General features: G+C 48.4%; 15 protein-coding genes. 7 read left to right on the top strand and 8 right to left on the bottom strand.

Annotation, left to right across the window (positions count from 1 at the left end; all coding sequences use genetic code 11):
* Positions 1–81: 81 nt before the first annotated feature.
* Complete coding sequence (locus HGH91_RS04455) at positions 82–3,171, top strand: SusC/RagA family TonB-linked outer membrane protein (RefSeq protein WP_168737224.1); 3,090 nt, start codon at positions 82–84, stop codon at positions 3,169–3,171.
* A gap of 11 nt (positions 3,172–3,182) precedes the next feature.
* A complete protein-coding gene (locus HGH91_RS04450; protein ID WP_168737223.1) occupies positions 3,183–4,676 on the top strand; it encodes a RagB/SusD family nutrient uptake outer membrane protein in 1,494 nt (497 codons plus the stop codon).
* A gap of 60 nt (positions 4,677–4,736) precedes the next feature.
* Here the strand turns inward: HGH91_RS04450 and HGH91_RS04445 are convergent, their stop codons facing one another.
* A complete protein-coding gene (locus HGH91_RS04445; protein WP_168737222.1) occupies positions 4,737–5,300 on the bottom strand; it encodes a methyltransferase family protein in 564 nt (187 codons plus the stop codon).
* 96 nt (positions 5,301–5,396) lie between these two features.
* Here HGH91_RS04445 and trxA point away from each other — a divergent pair, with 96 nt between their 5' ends.
* A complete protein-coding gene (gene trxA, locus HGH91_RS04440; protein WP_168737221.1) occupies positions 5,397–5,693 on the top strand; it encodes a thioredoxin in 297 nt (98 codons plus the stop codon).
* Positions 5,694–5,699: 6 nt separating this feature from the next.
* Here the strand turns inward: trxA and HGH91_RS04435 are convergent, their stop codons facing one another.
* The 4 genes from HGH91_RS04435 to fbaA form a co-directional block, all read right to left on the bottom strand.
* Entirely contained in the window at positions 5,700–6,851 is a 1,152-nt protein-coding gene (locus HGH91_RS04435) for a hypothetical protein (RefSeq protein ID WP_168737220.1), read from the bottom strand.
* A gap of 40 nt (positions 6,852–6,891) precedes the next feature.
* Positions 6,892–7,329 (bottom strand): SsrA-binding protein SmpB, encoded by a 438-nt coding sequence (gene smpB, locus HGH91_RS04430; RefSeq protein WP_145665847.1) that lies wholly within the window; start codon positions 7,327–7,329, stop codon positions 6,892–6,894.
* Positions 7,330–7,390: 61 nt separating this feature from the next.
* Complete coding sequence (gene accD / locus HGH91_RS04425) at positions 7,391–8,239, bottom strand: acetyl-CoA carboxylase, carboxyltransferase subunit beta (protein WP_168737219.1); 849 nt, start codon at positions 8,237–8,239, stop codon at positions 7,391–7,393.
* A 203-nt stretch (positions 8,240–8,442) separates the two neighbouring features.
* Positions 8,443–9,510: a class II fructose-bisphosphate aldolase gene (gene fbaA, locus HGH91_RS04420; protein WP_168737218.1), complete on the bottom strand. Its 1,068-nt coding sequence runs from the start codon at positions 9,508–9,510 to the stop codon at positions 8,443–8,445.
* Positions 9,511–9,647: 137 nt separating this feature from the next.
* Between fbaA and HGH91_RS04415 the strand changes: the two genes are divergently transcribed.
* Positions 9,648–10,460, top strand: coding sequence for an alpha/beta fold hydrolase (locus tag HGH91_RS04415; RefSeq protein ID WP_211092195.1), 813 nt, complete (start codon positions 9,648–9,650; stop codon positions 10,458–10,460).
* Here the strand turns inward: HGH91_RS04415 and HGH91_RS04410 are convergent.
* The 3 genes from HGH91_RS04410 to HGH91_RS04400 all read right to left on the bottom strand — a co-directional run bounded on the left by HGH91_RS04410 (position 10,457) and on the right by HGH91_RS04400 (position 13,229).
* The gene (locus HGH91_RS04410; protein ID WP_168737217.1) at positions 10,457–10,903 is read right to left on the bottom strand and encodes a ubiquinol-cytochrome c reductase iron-sulfur subunit; all 447 of its coding nucleotides are present in this window, start codon (positions 10,901–10,903) and stop codon (positions 10,457–10,459) included. The genes HGH91_RS04415 and HGH91_RS04410 overlap by 4 nt on opposite strands.
* A gap of 64 nt (positions 10,904–10,967) precedes the next feature.
* On the bottom strand, positions 10,968–11,753 hold the full coding sequence (locus tag HGH91_RS04405) for a helical backbone metal receptor (protein WP_168737216.1): 786 nt from the start codon (positions 11,751–11,753) through the stop codon (positions 10,968–10,970).
* A 117-nt stretch (positions 11,754–11,870) separates the two neighbouring features.
* On the bottom strand, positions 11,871–13,229 hold the full coding sequence (locus tag HGH91_RS04400; protein WP_168737215.1) for a pyridoxal-phosphate dependent enzyme: 1,359 nt from the start codon (positions 13,227–13,229) through the stop codon (positions 11,871–11,873).
* Positions 13,230–13,340: 111 nt separating this feature from the next.
* On the opposite strand from HGH91_RS04400, the gene bioD reads away from it, so the two are divergent.
* Genes bioD through lpxK form a run of 3 tightly spaced genes read left to right on the top strand, consistent with a single transcriptional unit; the run spans position 13,341 to position 15,631 of the window.
* The gene (gene bioD, locus HGH91_RS04395) at positions 13,341–13,985 is read left to right on the top strand and encodes a dethiobiotin synthase (protein ID WP_168737214.1); all 645 of its coding nucleotides are present in this window, start codon (positions 13,341–13,343) and stop codon (positions 13,983–13,985) included.
* Entirely contained in the window at positions 13,982–14,554 is a 573-nt protein-coding gene (locus tag HGH91_RS04390) for a 5-formyltetrahydrofolate cyclo-ligase (RefSeq protein ID WP_168737213.1), read from the top strand. Before bioD ends, HGH91_RS04390 begins: the two co-directional genes overlap by 4 nt.
* A gap of 6 nt (positions 14,555–14,560) precedes the next feature.
* A complete protein-coding gene (gene lpxK, locus HGH91_RS04385; protein WP_168737212.1) occupies positions 14,561–15,631 on the top strand; it encodes a tetraacyldisaccharide 4'-kinase in 1,071 nt (356 codons plus the stop codon).
* Position 15,632: the final 1 nt, after the last annotated feature.

Here is a 15,632-nt window from a genome sequence, read left to right as displayed (position 1 = left end):
TACTGTAAAAGTCTGTTTACACAACAGGCCTGTACTTGTATTGCCGAAAACCTGGTTTATTATACTCTCAACCCTTAGTTTATGTTACAACGACTACTGCTCTCATTGCTGCTATTTGGCCCGTTGGCCATATTTGCGCAATCACGTACGGTTACAGGCCGTATCTATTCTGCAAAAGACAATACGCCACTACCCGGGGCCACCGTGGTAGTAAAGGGAACGACTAACGGAACAGTTAGCAGTCCTAATGGAAATTTTACATTACAGGTCAACGACCCCGTTGCCACTACGCTGGTAATCCGTTTTGTGGGCCTGGAGTCGCAGGAAGTACCTATCAGTACTACGCCATTGAGTATTTCCCTCAAAAGCGCAGGGAAAGACATTGATGAAGTAGTGGTGGTAGCTTACGGAACGGCCAAAAAGAATTCCTACACAGGTTCGGTGGCCACCATCAAAAGTGATGAACTGGTCAACCGCCAGGTATCCAACGTTACCAAAGCCCTGCAAGGTCTGGCTGCCGGCGTGCAGAGCTCCGCTTCCAGCGGACAACCTGGCTCGGAAGCTACCATCCGCATCCGTGGAGTAGGTTCTATCAATGCATCCGCCGATCCTTTGTACGTGGTAGATGGCGTGCCTTACGGAGGTAGCCTCAGCGCGATCAATCCATATGATATCGAATCCATCAGCGTACTGAAAGATGCCGCTTCCAGCGCGCTATATGGTTCCCGTGGCGCCAACGGGGTGATTATCATCACTACCAAAAAGGGCAAAAAAGGTGGAAATAATATAGACATTCGCGTTAGCCAGGGCTATTCTAACAGAGCAGTAAAAGATTATGAGAAAGTAAGCACCGACCAATATTTCCAGATGTACTGGGAAGCGTTGCGCAACGCAGGATTGACCAATGGCTTATCTCCCGCTACAGCAGCCGCTCAGGCCAGCAGCAACCTGGTAAGGAGAGTAGGCATTAACCCATATGGCACTGCCTTCCCGCAACCGGTGGGCGCCAACGGTAAACTGGTGAGCGGCGCTAAACCCCTCTGGGATGACAGCTGGAACGATGCCATGCAACGTACCGGCCACCGTACAGCAGCCGACCTCAATATTAGCGGCGCTACCGACAAAAGCCGCTACTACATTGCCGGAGGCTACCTCGATGACCAGGGCATTTACCTGGGCTCAGGATTTAAACGCTATAATGTGCGCAGCAACGTGGAACTGGATGCCAAAAAATGGCTGAAAGTAGGACTGAACCTCAGCGGCGCACACTCAGATCAACAGGCGCCTCCTTCAGAAGACAGCCGCTCCGATAACTATGTAAACTATGGCCGGCTCATGTCGAACTTTTATCCTATTTACCAGCGCGACAAAGCCACAGGACAATACATCCTGGATGCCAACGGTAATAAGATATTTGATTTTGGGAGCTACCGTCCCAGTGCCGATAATCCAAACAGTAACCTGGTGGCCACTTCTGCAATAGATAAACACAATGTGATCCGGGATGACGTGTCTGCCCGTGTGTTTGGAGAAGCAACGATCTGGCGCGGACTGAAATTTAAATCCAGCTACAATGCCGATTATACCAACCGTCAATCACACGACTACACCAATCCGACCCTGGGATTCGATGCAGAGGTAGGTGGTACCGTCGAAAAGGCCACTTATCGTACTTTCAGCTGGACCTTCAACAACCTCCTTACTTACGAGGAAACGTTCAATGAAAAGCACCACCTGAGCTTACTGGCCGGACAGGAAGCTTATAAATACCAGACCACTTTTATGGATGGTCAGAAATCCGGTTTCTCTCTGCCCGGGCTGGATGAGCTGTCGGACGCCTCTCTGATCAAGGACTTACAAGGATATACAGATACGTATACCCTTTCCAGTTACCTCGGCCGTGCCGAATACGACTACGAAGGTAAATACTTCCTGTCGGGTTCCCTGCGCCGTGATGGATCTTCCCGCTTTGCGCCCAACCGCCGCTGGGGTACCTTCTGGTCAGTAGGCGCCTCCTGGAAACTGACGGAAGAAAAAGCGCTGAAAAATATTGCCTGGCTCGATTTGCTGACAGTACGTGCCAGCTACGGAGGACAAGGTAACGATAACCTGGGTCCGGATTCTTATTATAACTACTATCCTTTGCTGGAAGTAAACAGCAACCTGGGTGAAGGCGGTACTTACCGCAGGTTTCTCTACAACCCGCTGCTGAAATGGGAAACAAACCTGAACTTCAACGCAGGGGTAGACTTCGCCATGTTTAATAACCGTTTTAGCGGTACGGTGGAATTCTTCCAGCGTAGTTCGAAAGACCTGCTGTATTCTAAGCCACTGGCGCCTTCCCTGGGCTATGGTTCCATTGCACAAAATATCGGGGCCTTGAAAAATACCGGCGCTGAACTGACCTTGCACGGCATACCCGTTAAAACAAAGGATTTCAGCTGGGCCATAGACCTGAATATGACGCACTACCGCAATAAGGTAACAGAACTACCACAAAAAACTATTATCAGCGGCACGAAAAGATTGGAAGTAGGGAAGTCCATTTATGAATTTTATCTCCGGCAATGGGCGGGAGTAGATCCTAATACAGGTTTACCGCAATGGTATGTAGACAAAGCCGACGGCACCAAAGGAATTACTAATAACTACAGTGCCGCCAGCCTCTATGGTAGCGGCTCTTCACTGCCGGATGTATATGGTGGTATTACCAATACCTTTAACTATAAAGGATTTTCTTTCTCCTTCCTGGTGGCGTATAGCCTTGGAGGTAAGGTACTGGACCAGGATTACCTGTTCCTGTTAGGAACCGGCACCAGTCCTGGACGCCCGTTTGCTACGGAAATGCTGAACCACTGGACGCCGGACAATAAGAACACAGATGTACCCAAGTTGACAACTATCAACACCAACTGGACGTCCGTTTCCAGCCGCTTCCTCTACGACGCCAGCTATGCGCGTTTAAAGAGTGTGAACCTGAGCTATAACCTTCCTGCTTTATGGATGGAGAAAGCGCACCTGCATAACGTAATGATTTACCTGCAGGGAGAAAACCTGTTCACCCTCTATAAACATAAAGGGCTGGATCCGGAACAATCCATCGGCGGAACCACCTATTACCGTTATCCGGCTATTAAATCACTATCCGCCGGTATTAACCTCAGCTTCTAAACATTCATGCCATGAACAAGAAATTATTACTGATCATATTCGCAGCATTGGCGTTCAGTGCCTGCAAAAAGGATTTCCTGGATACAAAGCCCACCAATGCTGTGCCTGACGACCAGGTGTTCAATACTGCCGACAATGTAGAAACGGTATTGAATGGTACCTGGTCCTATATGTTTGAGGAGTTTTTTAGTTACGCCGTACCGGGTTATAAATCCATCAACCTGACCAGCGATGCCATGGGCAGCGACGTAGCCGTGATTTCCTCTTACGGATTCAGTGCAGCCTACGGCTATACGGAAATGAATGACAACACCAAGAACCGCGTAAGCGCTTATTGGACCATCTTGTATAAGGTAATCGACAACTGCAATAACATTATCGCCCGGGTGGATAATGCCACAGGAGATGATAGCAAAAAACAACGCCTTAAAGGCCAGGCATATGCGCTGCGCGCCAACTGCTACCTGACCCTGGCTTCCTTTTACCAGTTCAACAGAACCGGTGCAGAAAAAGCAGTGCCCATTTATACTACCCCATCTGGCCCTACTTCCGTAGGAAAGCCCAAAGCTACTATCGGAGAGGTGTATAAACTGGTGATAGATGATTTACAAAAGGCGTTACCGCTGCTGAAAGATTACCAGCGCAGTGGTACCCAGAAATGGAAAATCGATGCCAGCGTAGTGAATGGTTTGCTGGCCCGTGCTTACTTATATAACCGCCAGTGGAACGAAGCCATTACCAGCGCTGTAGCCGCACGTAACGGTTATCCGCTGATGTCGGGCGACGAGTATAACAAGGGATTCAGTGATATCAGCAATGGCGAATGGATCTGGGGACATGCGCAAACGCCTAATCAAAGTAATGCCAGCTATAACTTCCATTTCCTGGATGTGTCTACTCCTGCGTCTTACTACCAGAGCTTTATGGCCGATCCGTATTTCAAAAATTTCTTTGATAGTGCAGATGTGCGTTTCCGCTTGTTTGACTGGGATACGCTGCCTGACCAGGAAGGGCTCCTGCGGTATAAAAAATTCCGCTTCAGGGATCCGGGGGCACTGATCGGCGACCTGGTACTGATGCGCTCCGCTGAAATGTACCTGGTCGAAGCAGAAGCCTATGCACAGAGTGGTAATACCGGCAAGGCAGCAGCAGCATTGAATGTATTGAGAGATGCCCGCAGCGCCACCCACTACACCGGCAATGGCAGTCACCTGTTGGATACAATCCTTGTAGAAAGAAGGAAAGAATTATGGGGAGAAGGATTTTCGCTCTCTGACATTATTCGTACAGGCGGTACCGTGATCAGAAAACCATTCTTGTCATACGATGGGCAAGACAGTATTATCCGGGTACCGAGAGGAGATGGCTCTTTTGTGGAAGTAGCAGGACAGGGGCATCAAACGCTGAAACAGCCAGATGGAACGGCCTTCACACCTTACAGTAATTTTTACTTGTTCGCCATACCAATAACGGAAGTACAGAATAATCCTAATCTTAATAACTAGTGGTTAGAAAAAATCCCCCACGCGGTTGGCGTGGGGGATTTTTTTATTAATTATTGGTTGCTAGTAAATCCATGGCACCAGTCGACTGGTGTGTTTCATATAGTTAATATACTCCTCTCCAAATTGCGTTGTCAGCATTTTCTCTTCCACGTTTATCCGGTGAATAAAGGCGGCCAATACCGGGATAAATGCTACTGCCATCGCCAGCCAGTTATTGAGCGATAAGCCAAATCCCAGGAAGGACAGCAGGGAACCGGTATAGGCAGGATGCCGCAATATGCTGTACAACCCATCTGTTTTCAGGACATGATCTTTACGGATAGTGACTACCACGGTGAACAATCTTCCCAGCTGTTGAATAGCTGCAAAACGGAGTATCATACCGAGCAGTATAAGGGTTAAGCCTATACGTGGCATAAGCGGGCCAGGCGTTATAATATACCGGGTTTTAAAAGCGATAAAAAAGGCAACGTTCAGGAATATGATAATCACCAGCCAGATATACGCCAGGCTGCCTTTGTCCTGCTTCTTTTTGTCTGTTTGGGCGCCGCCGCGTAAGATCCTGTGCAAAAGAATTTCAGAGAGAAACCAGGCCAGGTAGATGATGGAAGAAACAATATTCATATGCAGGGAAATAAATGATTTTGTATATCTAATATATGTTATATTTTACGATCTTCAAAAAGTACGTAATTTGGTGTTGGAATTAAATCGTGTGCCATGGAAAATCTGCAAGCTATGCTGCAATCTCCCATTCCTGTATTAATTGATTGTTTTGCGACCTGGTGCGGTCCCTGCCAGATGGTGCCGCCAATCCTGAAAGAGGTAAAAGACAAAATGGGTGATCAGCTACGGATCATTAAAATAGATATCGATAAGAATCAGCAGCTGGCGGCGCAATGGCAGATCAGCAGTGTGCCTACCTTATTGTTGTTCAAAGCAGGCCGGCTCATCTGGCGCCAAAGTGGGGTAGTGCCCGCACACCAGTTAATTCCTATCCTGAAGCAAAAGATATAATCTCCCTTAAAGACTGTTATAAAAACTCTGCAGGTCCCTGGCCAGCACATCATAAATGGGGCGGGTAAATTCCATGAACAAGTCGGAAGGTGGTGGTGGCGGTACATCCTGTCCACCCATAAGTTTACGGTCCTCATCACTCAGCGCTCTTTCATCACCCCGGAAAGTACCAAATTGATTCACCCAGGTATAATTGCCTGGGATCCGGTCAGTACGCAGCACCTGGCCGTTGTTGGTATCGGTAATACGGTAGTCCAGCAGCCCTTTCGATACTACCGTCTTTTTGGTGATGTATAAGGTAGCTTTTACAGTCTGGTATAAATTGATAGTATTGCCGCTGGTATCTTTTGTGGTGCCGGTTACAATTTCCTTTGACACATCCCGCTGGATACGGTCTACAAAGGTTTGTCCCACTACAAAGTCAAAAAAGCGTAATTCGATGTATTCATCCGGGCGAAGGTTTTCGCTGCGGGCTATCCGTTCATCGTAAAACTGTACAAAGCGGTTGATATTGCGCTGTTGCAGGTTTCTCACGAGGTAATCGCGGAACTGGTCGGCGCTGAACTGGTAATAGGGCGAACGTACTTCTATCTGGCTCACCACCACATTTACGACGCCCAGCTGAAAGGCCTCGTCCATGCGCTGTTTGGTATCACGATAGTTGGGGATCAGTTTGAGCGCAGCGCCAAATTCTTCATATGCCTGCCGCGCGCTCACCTTATCGCCACGATTCAACAACGTGGTGCCGCGGTCATACCGTATTTCAGCGGCATTTTCCTGGGCGCCGGTGATGGCGTCACGATAATCCTTCGGCTGCACCAGTTTCAGGGCAGCAGGGGAGCCGTGGATGCTGTTATAGAGGTTTTGAAGCGCCCGGTACTCATTCCTGACACTTTCCCATTTCAGTTGATTATTGGAACGCAACCATTCGTTTACCCGGTCTTCCCCCGATTGCAGGGCCTGGTGGTAAGCATCCGGCAGCAACCGTGTAGCGGTAGCATCCTGTGGTTTGCGTTGCAGTTTTTTTACAAACGTGAGCACTGCTTCACTGTAGCGGCCTTTGTTGTAGAGCTTTTCACCTGATTTGCAGGAGAGGAGTAGGGTGTAGGCGAGGAGGGCAACTATACAGCATAACTGCCTGCAGGATAATTTTTTCAAGGGGGTGGTTTTAAATGGACTCGTTTACCAGCTCGATGATTTATTTGAATTGTCGTCTTAATTCTCTGTCAGCCTCCCTGGCTTTGATGGTATCCCGTTTGTCGTGTACTTTCTTACCTTTACCGAGTCCTATCTCCAGTTTAGCGAGACTTTTATCGGTGATAAACATGCGCAGGGGTACAATGGTATAGCCGCGTTCTTTGATCTTATTTTCCAGCTTCCTCAGTTCCCGCTTGGTCAGTAACAGCTTGCGTTCTCTTAAAGGGTCGTGATTGGAGGACGTGCCATGGGAGTATTCTGCAATATGCAGGCTTTTCACATATAACTCTCCTTTGGAAAAGTAGCAGAACGAATCATTAAAACTCACTTTATTGGCACGTATAGATTTGATTTCCGTACCCAGCAACACCATCCCGGCAATGAATTTATCTTCTATTGCGTACTCAAAATATGCCGATCTATTCTTTAATTCTGCCATTATTCGTTTTTTAGCGATTTAACAGCCGGCTTTCCATGATGAAAGGCCGGCTGCCAAATGCTTAATTTTTGAAGATGGTCAGCAGGCTGGCCAGCTTCGTCTTCAATTCTTTTCTATCCATGATGAAATCCAGGAATCCATGTTCCAGCAGGAACTCTGCACTCTGGAAGCCAGCAGGTAAATCCTTTTTAATTGTTTCCTTAATAATCCTTGGACCGGCAAAACCAATGAGTGCGCCTGGTTCAGCTATATTCAGGTCGCCCAGCATAGCATAAGATGCCGTTACGCCACCCGTGGTAGGATCGGTCATCAGGGAAATATAAGGCAACCTTGCATCGGCCAACTGGGTCAGTTTAGCAGATGTTTTAGCCATTTGCATCAGGGAAAATGCACTTTCCATCATACGGGCGCCACCTGACTTGGAAATAATCATCAGCGGGCTCTTATGAAGAATACAGTGGTCAATGGAGCGGGCTATCTTTTCACCTACTACAGAACCCATAGAGCCTCCAATGAAATTAAAGTCCATACAGGCTACCACCAGGTCGTTCCCCAACACTTTACCAGCTCCCACTGTCATCGCATCTTTCAGACCGGATTTCTTCTGGGCATCCTTCAACCTGTCACCATAAGGCTTCAGATCCTTGAAACCCAGGAAGTCCGTTGGGTAAATATTAGGAAACAGTTCCTCGAACTGATTGTTATCAAAAATGATCTCAAAATATTCGGCAGAGTTGATACGGTTATGATAATTACACTTATCACAAACATAGAAATGCTCCTTCAGATCCTTAACAGTGGTGGTTTTCTTACAGTTAGGACACTTATGCCACAACCCATCCGGTGCTTCCTTCTTTTCACTGGTGGTAGTGGAAATGCCTTGTTTAATTCGCTTAAACCAGCTTGACATATTTTGCTATTAGATTAGAAAATAGTGGTGCAAGATACGAATTATCGTATAAAGCCAAAAACATATGAGAAAAAGCTTAAAGCATAAAGCGGAAAGCAAAAAGCTATTGCAGCAGAGATGGTAAATATATTATATAATATAACATAATTTATAATCTCCTCTACAATAGCTTTTTGCTTTCCGCTTTATGCTTTAAGCGTTCCTTATGCGTTTCTGTTGATGCAGTTCAGGTCTCTGAATGCTTCTTCCAGGCGTTTTACAAAGGTTTCTTCACCTTTGCGCAGCCATACGCGTGGATCGTAGTATTTTTTATTAGGCTTGTCGGCGCCTTCGGGGTTACCCAGCTGTGCCTGCAGGTAATCTCTCTTCGCTTCGTAGAAATCATGTACACCTTCCCAGAATGCCCATTGCATATCGGTATCGATGTTCATTTTGATAACGCCATAACCCAGAGCTTCGGAGATCTGGTGTTTGGGAGATCCGCTACCACCGTGGAATACATAGTATACTGGTTTCGCAGCAGTTTTAAATTTCTCCTGGATGAATTCCTGGCTGTTGTGCAGGATCACCGGGCGGAGTTCTACGTTACCCGGAGAATATACGCCGTGTACGTTACCAAAAGCGGCAGCTACGGTGAAACGGGGGCCTACTTTAGATAAGATTTCGTATGCATAAGCTACCTCTTCAGGTTGCGTATATAATTTGGCGTTATCCACACCGGAATTATCAACGCCATCTTCTTCACCACCAGTTACGCCCAGCTCGATTTCGATAGACATACCCAGTTTGTTCATTCTCTCGAAATATTTATGAGAAATTTCGATGTTCTCTGCAATAGGTTCTTCAGACAGATCCAGCATATGAGAGCTGTACAGTGGCTGACCAGTTTGTTTGAAATGCACTTCACCCGCGTCCAGCAAACCATCGATCCACGGCAGCCATTTTTTGGCAGCGTGGTCAGTGTGCAATATTACTGGTACGCCATAATATTTAGCTACTTCATGTACGTGTTTAGCACCGGAGATACCACCTGCAATATTGGCCTGCAGCTTGTCATTCGGCATACCTTTACCGGCAAAAAACTGTGCACCGCCATTAGAAAACTGTATAATCACCGGTGAATTTACCTTAGCAGCTGTTTCCAGTACCGCATTCACGGAGTTAGTTCCCACAACATTCACGGCAGGCATAGCAAATCCGTTGTTTTTGGCATCGTTATACAGCGCATCCAGCTCTTCGCCGAATAATACGCCAGCTCTGTACTTTCCCATACTCTGATATGTGTTTTATTTTTTAGGAAAGCAAATATAAGGAGTTAAATAGAAGATTTATAGCGAAAAGTAAGTGCTTATGTATTTAATCTACCAACAGAAAAATGTATTTTACCCTTTTCTCAACCCGGTTCCATATGAAAAAATACCTGGCCCTGTTACCGCTGTTATGGCTAGAGATGCCCGTTGCGCAAGCTTTTGCGCCCAAGGCGACCGACTCTCTCCTGTACTATACTTCTTTTGACGGTACCCGTATTCATTATACAGTAAAAGGAAGCGGCAAACCGGTAATATTAATACATGGCTTTATTGTAGACGGCGAATCCTGGAAAAGAACCGCCTTATATGACTCTCTGCTCTTGCATGGCTTCCGCGTTATAACACTGGATATGAGAGGTAACGGCGCCTCTGATCATCCGCAGGACAGCACTGCCTACCTGCACGATGCCGAGGCAAAAGATGTGATGGAGCTGGCCAGCCGGCTGGGACTCCAGCATTACCAGGTAGTGGGATATTCCCGCGGATCCATTATCACCGCGCGTTTGCTGGTACTGGATAGTCGTATATCCAGTGCCGTTATAGGGGGGATGGGAACCGCCTTCACCAATCCGGCCTGGCCGCGCCGCCAGCAATTTTATGAGGCCCTCTCCGGGAAGCCGGTCCCGGCATTGGCCGCGATGGTGAAAAATGTGCAGCAGGCAGGCCTGGATCAGCGTGCCCTCGCCTGGATGCAGTTTGGCCAGCCTGCTACGACACCGCAGGAACTGGCCAAAGTACAGCAACCAGTATTGGTTATCGGAGGGGATAAAGATGAAGATAATGATACCGGCGGATCACTCGCCGCTATGATGCCGGCTGGTATGCATGGCACGGTGACCGGCGATCATAATTCCGTAGTGCGTAGCGCCGCATTTGCCGCATGGGTACTGGATTTCCTTCAAAATCACTAGCTGACGGTCAACACACTTCCATCTACTTTTACGGTAAAGGCAGATAATGCCGCCGAAGCAGGACCCGTATTCACGGCGCCGGTAGTGGTATACCTGCTGCCATGGCCGCAAGGCGCATTGCACTCAATTAATTTGGAGCTGTTGTTGTAGGTAGCTACGGTACAGCCCTGGTGCGTACAGGTGCTGGACAGCGCAGTGAAAGCCGATGCCGTATTACCGCTGCCGGTACGGATCAGGATAACGCCATTAGAGATTTTAAAATCGCCTACATTAGGCAGATCGCTGGTCAGGTTGAGTGTGAGCTTTGCATTGCCATTGCCGCCCGCCGGGGGCGTAGGGGTGGGATTGTCATTACTGCCGCCTTTACTGCAGGCCGCCAATCCCGCTGTGCAAGCCAGTGCCAGCGTTAGTCCGAGGTTGGAAACAAAATCTCTTCTTTCCATAAATGTGCGTTTTTTTGTTGATCTATTCACTGTTTACGCAAACGAAAAGAAGAAGGTTGCCTCGTCATTTTAAAGGATGTAGCAAAGATTGAAAATAAGCCGGAGATTCCAGTAAACGGCTGCCGTACCACGAAAACATTTCCCCATCTACCAGCTGTACCTGTGCATCCGGCAGGATGGCCTGTAATTCCGCGATATGTTTTTCCTTAAAAGGATAGGGCTCCGACGATAATAATACCCGCCGGCACCCGCTAAGCGAAAGCTCTTCCGCAGTCACCGATGGATAACGGGGCCGGGCACCGAAAACATTCTGCCACCCGCACGCACGCAACATTTCGTGAATGAAGGTATCACCGCCGGCTACCATCCACGGATCCCGCCAGATAAAGTAGGCAGCAGGCTCCGGCTCAATGAGTGGTTGCAACGCGCTAAAGCCCGCCTGTATACGGGCACGGATGTCGGCAGCTGCCGACTGCCGGCCGGTGATTGCTCCTATACCGGATATCATCTCAAAAGCATCTTCCAGGGTTTGTATATTGCTCACCCATACCGGGTATTGATCCATCAACGCCGTTATATCTGCTTCGGTATTTTCTTCTTTATTGGCAATGATCAGGTCCGGGTTCAGCGACCGGACAATGTCGGGGTGTATATTTTTCGTTCCGCCTACCCGCGTTTTTTCGCGAAACCACGCAAATGGGCGTACGCAGAATTTAGTGATGCCCACCACTTCTTTTTCAAGCCCCAGGGACCAGAGCAGTTCGGTTTGTGAAGGCACCAGCGAAATAATGCGCTGTGGCGGATGGGCAAGTGTTATTTGCCGGTTTAACTGGTCAGTGAAAGTGAGCATAAAAGATAAAGCATAAAACAAAAAGCTCAAAGCAAAAAGCTATTATAACGAGTGAGTATAGCGGGTAATTATCCGCACTGGTCATCCGCTATAATAGCTTTAAGCTTTCCGCTCTTTCTAACGGCCCAGGGCCTGGATAATGTCGTATTTCGTAACAATATGGTGATTGCCGCTGTCATCTTTGGTGAGTACGGCACCGTTTTCCCGGTTAATGTATACCGACAGTTTTTCTATAGGCGTATCTTGTCCTACCAGCGGGAAAGAAGCCTGCATCACCTGTTGCACGGCGGCGTCTTTGAGGTTGGCGTCATCGATCAGGCGATTGAATAAACCGCTTTCAGAAATAGAGCCTACTATCTCTCCGTCTTTTACCACGGGGATATGTTCAATATCAAATTTTTTCATGCGGGCAATGGCTTCGCTTACTTTTTCATCTGTGCCAATGGTGACCAGCGGCTGATTACGGCGGCCATTCACCACATCCTTTACCGTCTTTACATCAAGGAAACCCCGTTCCATCATCCATTGATCGTTGTATATTTTTCCTACATAACGGCTGCCGTGATCATGGAAAATAACCACTACCACATCGGTAGGTTTGAGAGAAGCCTTCAGCTGCAGAAGTCCCTGTATCGCCGATCCGGCAGAATAACCCACAAAAATACCTTCTTCTTTGGTGATGCGGCGCGCCATCACGGCGGCATCTTTATCGGTTACTTTTTCGAACTTGTCGATGACGGTCATATCGTAGTTCTCCGGCACAAAATCTTCTCCTATACCTTCTGTGATATAAGGGTATACCTCATTCATATCTATTTCACCGGTTTCAAAATATTTTTTCAGCAGGGAGCCATAGCTGTCAATAGCCCATACCTGTATATCGGGATTTTTTTCTTTCAGGTACTTCCCGGTACCGGTAACAGTACCGCCGGTGCCGGTAGCCACTACCAGGTGGGTGATCTTTCCCTCCGTTTGCTCCCAGATTTCCGGGCCTGTTTGCTCGTAGTGGGCATCCCGGTTGGCCAGGTTATCATATTGATTCACATAAAAAGAGTTGGGCACTTCTGTGGCCAGCCTTTTGGATACGGAATAGTAGGATCGGGGATCTTCAGGTTCCACGTTGGTGGGACATACAATTACTTCGGCGCCTACCGCCTTGAGGATGTCCACCTTTTCCTTGGATTGTTTATCAGTAGTGGTAAAAATACATTTATAACCCCTTACAATGGCGGCCAGGGCCAGGCCCATACCGGTATTGCCGGAGGTGCCCTCAATCAGGGTGCCGCCGGGTTTCAGCAGTCCTTTCTGCTCGGCTATGTCTATCATTTTTACCGCCATCCGGTCTTTAATAGAGTTGCCGGGGTTAAAAAACTCCACTTTGGCCAGCACGGTGCAGGGAAGGGTGGCAGTAACGCGATGCAGCCGGATCATCGGGGTATTTCCTATCGTTTCGAGTATGTTATCACAATATTTCATAAAAAATGAGGTTGTATGTTTACGAAAATACGGAATTGGGCCGATACCGCCCGGGCGCTTTAGGATTGGTTTCCGGCGCTACTTTATACATTCTCCCTATATTTGCTGCCAATGAGTGAATGCATATTTATTACCGGTATAGGAACCGGCGTGGGAAAAACGATCAGTGCAGCCTGTATAACCGAAGCGTTGCAGGCAGATTATTGGAAACCTGTTCAAACAGGGTTGCTGGAAGGCACAGATACGGATACTGTCGGCAGCCTGTTATCCAATAACGTGTCAGTTTGTCACCCGGAGGCCTGGTTACTGCAGGCACCTGCCTCTCCGCACCTGGCAGCCCGGCTGGAAAATAAAAATATTGATATCGACCGCATCGTGGCCTTGTCGAAACAATACCAGCCCAGGAACCGGGCGCTGGTAATGGAAGGCGCCGGGGGATTGCTGGTACCCATTAATGAAACACTGTCGACCCTCGACCTGATCCTGGCGCTGGAAGCGAAAGTGCTGGTGGTGGCGCAGAATTACCTGGGGAGCATTAATCACGCAATGCTTACTGCGAGGGTGTTGCAACATACAGGCGTACCCGTTATTGGATGGGTGTTTAACGGCGATTATCACACCAATGAAGACGATATTGTACGCTGGAGCGGCTTTCCCAAAGTGGGGCGTATCCCGCTGGCCGATCCTGTAGATAAGGCATTTGTACAACAACAGGCACAGTTGTTGTCTGCCTCGCTGCATACTTTAATGGCATGACCACTAAAAAGGATATACGAAAACATTTCCTGGAGCTGCGGCTCAATATGGACGACGATACGGCCCTGGACCTGAACGGGCGGCTGCTGGACCGCTGCCGGCAGCTGGATTACAGCCGTTTCCGGATGGCGCATGTTTTCCTGCCCATTTCAGAAAAAAAGGAAGCCGATACCTGGCCGCTGGTAAAATGGCTGCGGGAGGAACAACCCGGCCTGCAATGGGTGCTTTCCCGGTCGGACATGAAAACAGGCGACATGATCCACTATCTCTGGAAAACCAATACCATCCTTGTCAAAAACCAGTTTGGCATCCCCGAACCCGAGCATGGGGAGGAAGTACAACCGGCTGATATAGACCTCATCTTTGTACCTTTACTGGCCTTCGACCGGAAAGGGCAACGGGTAGGATACGGCAAAGGTATGTACGACCGTTTTCTGCAGCAATGCCCGGAGGCGCATACGGTGGGATTGTCCCTGTTTGAACCTGTGCCCGCCATCCAGGATGTAGATCCCTGGGATATTCCGCTGCAAACGGTGGTGACCCCGGATCATATTTATCAATTTAAATAAACAACAGTGCTCAGATACCTGAATTTTCTTTTATACCCCTTTTCCCTGCTGTATGGCCTGGTGATGTGGATCCGTAACCGCTTCTATGACAAAGGACTGCTGACCGCCGTGGAGTTTGACCTGCCGGTTATTGCCGCCGGCAACCTTTCTGTAGGAGGTACCGGTAAAACGCCGCATGTGGAATATATGATCCGCCTGCTCAAAGACCATCTCAACGTAGCCACCCTCAGCCGGGGGTATAATCGCCGTACCAGCGGCTACCTGCTGGCCGATGAACATAGTACCGCTGCAGATATCGGGGATGAACCGATGCAGTTTCATGATAAATTCCCCGATATCAAAGTCTGCGTAGGGGAAGAAAGGATGCTGGCTATTCCCCAGTTGCTGGGCGATGAACCCAACACCCAGGTGATATTGCTCGACGATGCCTTCCAGCACCGCTCTATTAAGCCAGGCATGAATATCATGATCACCGATTACAGCCGCCTGTTTACCCGCGATCATGTGGTGCCCTTCGGCCGACTTAGAGAGGGCCGGGCCGGTTATCAACGCGCCAACTGTATCATCGTATCCAAGTGTCCGCCGGATATGAGCCGGGCAGAAAAGGCAGCCCTGGAAAAAGAAATTAACCCTTTGCCTCATCAGCGGCTCTTTTTCACTACCTTGCAGTACGGCGCCCTGTCCGATATGGTAACCCATCAACCGGTGGAAATCCCCCCATCAGCAACTGTATTGCTGGCTTGTGGTATAGCAAGGCCCGAACCATTGCTCGATGAACTGAAACGGCGTTATGACCAGGTTTACCTCTTGTCCTTTCCCGATCACTATTATTACACAGAAAAAGATATCACAAAAATCAAAAAAGAATGCAGCGACTTGCCAGGTACCGAAAAGATTGTCATCACCACCGAAAAGGATGCAGTGAGGCTACACCTGCTGAAAAAGGAGCTGGCAGAACAAAACCTCCGCATGGCTGTTATTCCTGTGGAAGTATCTTTCCTCTTCGGGGAAGCAGAATTATTTAATAACTTTATTTTTGACTACATAAGCCGGCACCTGCCAGCTCCGGGTCAATGAT

The sequence above is a fragment of the Chitinophaga eiseniae genome (assembly GCF_012641265.1).
GTDB lineage: Bacteria > Bacteroidota > Bacteroidia > Chitinophagales > Chitinophagaceae > Chitinophaga > Chitinophaga eiseniae_A.
The sequence above is the reverse complement of the archived record's forward strand: the minus strand, read 5'-3'. Positions and strand labels throughout refer to the sequence as shown.